Annotated in this window: 6 protein-coding genes; 2 read left to right on the forward strand and 4 right to left on the reverse strand. The window is 60.2% G+C overall.

What is annotated here, in order from left to right:
- Nucleotides 1-543, reverse strand: a 543-nt coding sequence (locus tag ABY948_RS11500; protein WP_461482681.1) for an NAD(P)/FAD-dependent oxidoreductase, incomplete at its 3' end; no start/stop codon positions are given.
- A 244-nt stretch (nucleotides 544-787) separates the two neighbouring features.
- Between ABY948_RS11500 and ABY948_RS11505 the strand changes: the two genes are divergently transcribed.
- Nucleotides 788-1,537, forward strand: a complete 750-nt coding sequence (locus ABY948_RS11505; RefSeq protein ID WP_461482676.1) for an electron transfer flavoprotein subunit beta/FixA family protein — start codon at nucleotides 788-790, stop codon at nucleotides 1,535-1,537.
- Complete coding sequence (locus ABY948_RS11510) at nucleotides 1,537-2,466, forward strand: electron transfer flavoprotein subunit alpha/FixB family protein (RefSeq protein WP_461482677.1); 930 nt, start codon at nucleotides 1,537-1,539, stop codon at nucleotides 2,464-2,466. The genes ABY948_RS11505 and ABY948_RS11510 overlap by 1 nt, the downstream gene beginning before the upstream one ends.
- Nucleotides 2,467-2,529: 63 nt before the next feature.
- On the opposite strand, the gene ABY948_RS11515 is transcribed toward ABY948_RS11510, so the two are convergent.
- The 3 genes from ABY948_RS11515 to ABY948_RS11525 form a co-directional block, all read right to left on the reverse strand.
- Complete coding sequence (locus tag ABY948_RS11515) at nucleotides 2,530-3,024, reverse strand: DUF3106 domain-containing protein (RefSeq protein ID WP_461482678.1); 495 nt, start codon at nucleotides 3,022-3,024, stop codon at nucleotides 2,530-2,532.
- Between the two features lie 3 nt (nucleotides 3,025-3,027).
- Nucleotides 3,028-3,357: a hypothetical protein gene (locus ABY948_RS11520; protein WP_461482679.1), complete on the reverse strand. Its 330-nt coding sequence runs from the start codon at nucleotides 3,355-3,357 to the stop codon at nucleotides 3,028-3,030.
- Nucleotides 3,350-3,866 (reverse strand): RNA polymerase sigma factor (locus ABY948_RS11525; protein WP_461482680.1); only part of this gene is annotated, 517 nt, incomplete at its 5' end. The genes ABY948_RS11525 and ABY948_RS11520, both read right to left, overlap by 8 nt.

The following is a 3,866-nucleotide window of genomic DNA, read 5'->3' on the forward strand; positions in this document are numbered from 1 at the left end:
ACCGCGGCAGCCCTCGGCAAAGAAGGTGTATTTGCCGCGCAGCTCCATGCCGGGCATGTAGGCATCCTTGTGCTCACCATTCAGCCCCACCCCCATGTCACCGGTAATGATGCCGCGCACTTCGCCGTTTTCAGCGTAGAGCACGTCCGCGGCGGCAAAGCCGGGGAAGACTTCCACACCGAGATTTTCCGCCTGCTCGGCCAGCCAGCGGCACAGGTTGCCCAGGCTGATAATGTAATTGCCGTGGTTGTGCATGGTTTTGGGAGCGAACAGGGCGGGCACCTTGATGCCGCGTTCCCTGGTCAGGACATAGATATCATCCTCGCGCACCTCGGTGGTGACGGGTGCGCCGCGCTCCCGCCAGTCCGGGAACAGCTCGTCGAGTGCCCTGGGTTCCAATACGGCCCCGGAGAGGATATGGGCGCCCACTTCTGAGCCCTTTTCCACCACCACCACAGAGAGCGCGCCATTGACCTGTTTGAGACGGCAGGCAGCGGCCAAACCGGCCGGTCCGGCGCCGACGATCACGACGTCGTAGTCCATATATTCACGTTCCACGGAGATCTCCTTCAGGTTCTTATGGTGGGTCAGCGGGCAGAGATTTTGAGCAGCGGGAATTTTAGCGGTTATGCCCCCGCGGTGCCACGCAGAATTGAGACCTGCGGGTCAGTACCCCCGGGTCAATCTTAGATTGGCAGAAAACCGGGGGTTTGCCTTGATTTGGCACCATCGGAGCGGCATTATTACGCCCCTTCAATGCTAACCGACCATTTTCAAAGGGTATTTCATGAAAGTACTTGTCGCTGTCAAACGCGTTGTGGACTACAACGTCAAGGTACGGCCAAAAGCCGATGGCACTGGTGTTGACCTCAATAACGTCAAAATGTCGATCAACCCCTTTTGTGAGATCGCCGTTGAAGAGGCCGTCAGGCTGAAAGAGAAGGGCGCGGTTACCGAAATCGTCGCCGTGTCCATCGGCCCGCAGCAGGCCCAGGAGCAGTTGCGCACCGCCCTGGCCCTGGGGGCGGACCGGGCGATTCTGATCACTACCGATACAGATCTCGAGCCCCTGGCGGTGGCCAAGTGCCTGAAGGCCGTCTGCGACCGGGAGTCCCCTGACCTGGTACTGATGGGCAAGCAGTCCATCGACGGCGACAACAACCAGACCGGCCAGATGCTCGGTGCGCTGGCCGGTTATCCCCAGGGCACCTTCGCGTCACAACTGGTGCTCGACAATGGCAAAGCCAGGGTGACCCGGGAAATTGACGGTGGCCTGCAAACCCTGGCATTGAATCTGCCGGCAATTGTCACCACCGACCTGCGCCTCAATGAGCCGCGCTATGCGTCGCTGCCCAACATCATGAAAGCCAAGAAGAAGCCGCTGGACAGTACCACTCCCGAGGAGTTGGGGGTTGATACCGCGCCGCGGGTGAAACTGCTGAAGGTGGAAGCGCCGGCCCAGCGCGCCGCCGGAATCAAGGTGGCCAGCGTCGATGAGCTGCTGGAAAAACTGAAAAATGAGGCGAAGGTGATCTGATGAGCATTCTGGTTATTGCCGAACACGATAACAGCCAGCTGAAAGCGGCTACCCTGAATACCATCAGTGCCGCGCAAGCCATTGGTGGTGAGATCAACGTCCTGGTGGCCGGCAGCGGCTGCGCCGCGGTGGCGGATGCCGCCGCCGCCATTCCCGGTGTGGCAAAAGTCCTGTTGGCCGATAACGGCGCCTACGCCCATCAGTTGGCGGAAAATGTGGCACCGCTGGTCGCCGAGTTGGCGCCGGGATACAGCCATGTGCTGGCACCGGCGACCACCACCGGCAAGAACCTGTCCCCCCGGGTTGCCGCACTGCTGGATGTGCAGGGTATTTCCGATATCAGCAGTGTCGAGAGTGCCGATACCTTTAAACGCCCCATCTATGCCGGCAACGTGATTGCCACCGTCCAGAGCAGTGATGCCATCAAGGTGTTGACCGTTCGCGCCACGGCATTTGATCCGGCTCCCGCAACCGGTGGCAGCGCCGCTGTGGAGGCGCTGGCCAGTGTCCACGATGCCGCCAATGCCGCCTTTGTCGGCGAAGAACTGGCGGTCTCCGAGCGCCCCGAACTGACTTCCGCCCGCGTGGTGGTGTCCGGCGGGCGCGGTATGGGCAGCAGTGACAGCTTCCAGATGCTGGAAAAACTGGCAGACAAGCTGGGCGCCGCGGTGGGTGCCTCCCGCGCCGCGGTCGACGCCGGCTTTGTGCCCAACGATATGCAGGTGGGACAGACCGGCAAGATTGTCGCTCCCGACCTGTATATCGCCGTGGGTATCTCCGGTGCCATCCAGCATTTGGCGGGAATGAAGGACAGCAAGGTGATTGTCGCCATCAACAAAGATGAGGAGGCGCCGATTTTCCAGGTGGCGGATTACGGCCTGGTGGCCGACCTGTTCCAGGTGCTGCCGGAACTCGACAGCAAGCTCTGAGCCTTGCCGTCTGAAGATAAAAAACCGGCCTGATGGCCGGTTTTTTATGGGGCGTGTCGGGGGTTAACGATTATTTCGGTAATAGTCATTGCGATAGCGCTCATCGTTTTCCATCCTGCGATGATACTCTTTGCGCTGCTCAGGGCTCATGTTGCGCCATTTTTCCTTCAGTTCTTCACGGCGTTCCGGCGGCAGGCTGCGGAATTTTTCGCGGGCGCGTTCAATGCGCTCCCGCTCTTCCGGCGGCAGGGATTTGAAGACCTCCCGCCGCTCCCGCAGTTTTTCTCGGTCTTCGGGCGACAGTGATTCAAAGCGCTTGCGCTCTTTTTTATCGCGATCTTTGTGTTTGTCCTCCCACTTGTCGGCCAATTGCCGGGAAGAGAGGTGCCGCTCCTGCCAGGGATTGACCTGGCGATGGGCGCCGGGGGGATATGCAGCTTGGTTGTAGCCGTGGCCGTTGTCCCTCTGTGCCAGCAGCGGGGCGGAAAACAGCAGGGCGCAGAGCAGGAAGCCGAGTCGACAGGCGGGAGCGATGGATCTGTGAGCGACTGTCGTCATGGGTTAGCCCTTCAGGTTGCCGTCTTCTCTGGCCAGCCAGTAATAAAAATCCATGTCTTCATAGAGGTCCATGGGCTCGTTGAGCTGAACTTCTTCCTGTTTACTTAAAGTCTTGCCATCCTCCAGCAGGTCGGGGGACAGCACCAGCACCAGGGCGAGGACGGAAGCCAGGGCCATACCGGTCGCGGGAACAAAGAAGCGGGGCACCCGCTGCTTGCTGGTGGCGCTCAGGGCATGACGTCTGGCTTCGGCCAGCCGTTGGGCGGTATCGTCGTCGATGTCGCGCTCTGAACGACGCAGAGCGCTCTGCATATGCCTTTCAAAGTCATTCATACCAATGATCTCCCAATGTTTCCCTCAGGCTGTGTATCGCCCTGGAATAATGTGTCTTGACGCTGCCCTCACTGCATTTCATGGCCGTCGCCGTTTCCGCCGTGTCCAACCCCTCCCAGCAGCGCAACATAAAGGCCTGTTGTTGCCGGGCGGGCAGGGCGAGCAATGCCTCTTTCAATACCAGCATCTGGCGTCCCAGCTCATGCTGCTGATGGGGCGCAGTGTTGAGCGGCCCGGGGACGGCATCCAGAGGGTCCTCTTCCGTCTCCATTCCATCTTCGCTGTTGCGAAAGCGGGACAACCAGCCCCGGAAGCGACCCTGCAGGGTTTTGCGGCGCTGCAGGTCGGTAATCTTGTTTTGCAATATCCGGTAAAACAGCGGTCGCCATTGTCCATCGGGTCGGTCCGCGTAGCTGACCACCAATTGTGTCATCGCTTCCTGCACCACATCCAGGGCATCCTCCCGATCTCCCAGCGCTGTCAGGGCCATGCCGTAGGCGCGCCGCTCC

Origin of the sequence: Porticoccus sp. (assembly GCF_041592135.1) — a bacterium.
Lineage (GTDB): Bacteria > Pseudomonadota > Gammaproteobacteria > Pseudomonadales > Porticoccaceae > Porticoccus.

What these genes read in the sequence shown, in the direction of transcription:
- ABY948_RS11505 (WP_461482676.1), top strand. Translation starts at nt 788, where the DNA reads ATGAAAGTACTTGTCGCTGTCAAACGCGTTGTGGACTACAACGTCAAG.
- ABY948_RS11510 (WP_461482677.1), top strand. Translation starts at nt 1,537, where the DNA reads ATGAGCATTCTGGTTATTGCCGAACACGATAACAGCCAGCTGAAAGCG.
- ABY948_RS11515 (WP_461482678.1), bottom strand. Translation starts at nt 3,024, where the DNA reads ATGACGACAGTCGCTCACAGATCCATCGCTCCCGCCTGTCGACTCGGC.
- ABY948_RS11520 (WP_461482679.1), bottom strand. Translation starts at nt 3,357, where the DNA reads ATGAATGACTTTGAAAGGCATATGCAGAGCGCTCTGCGTCGTTCAGAG.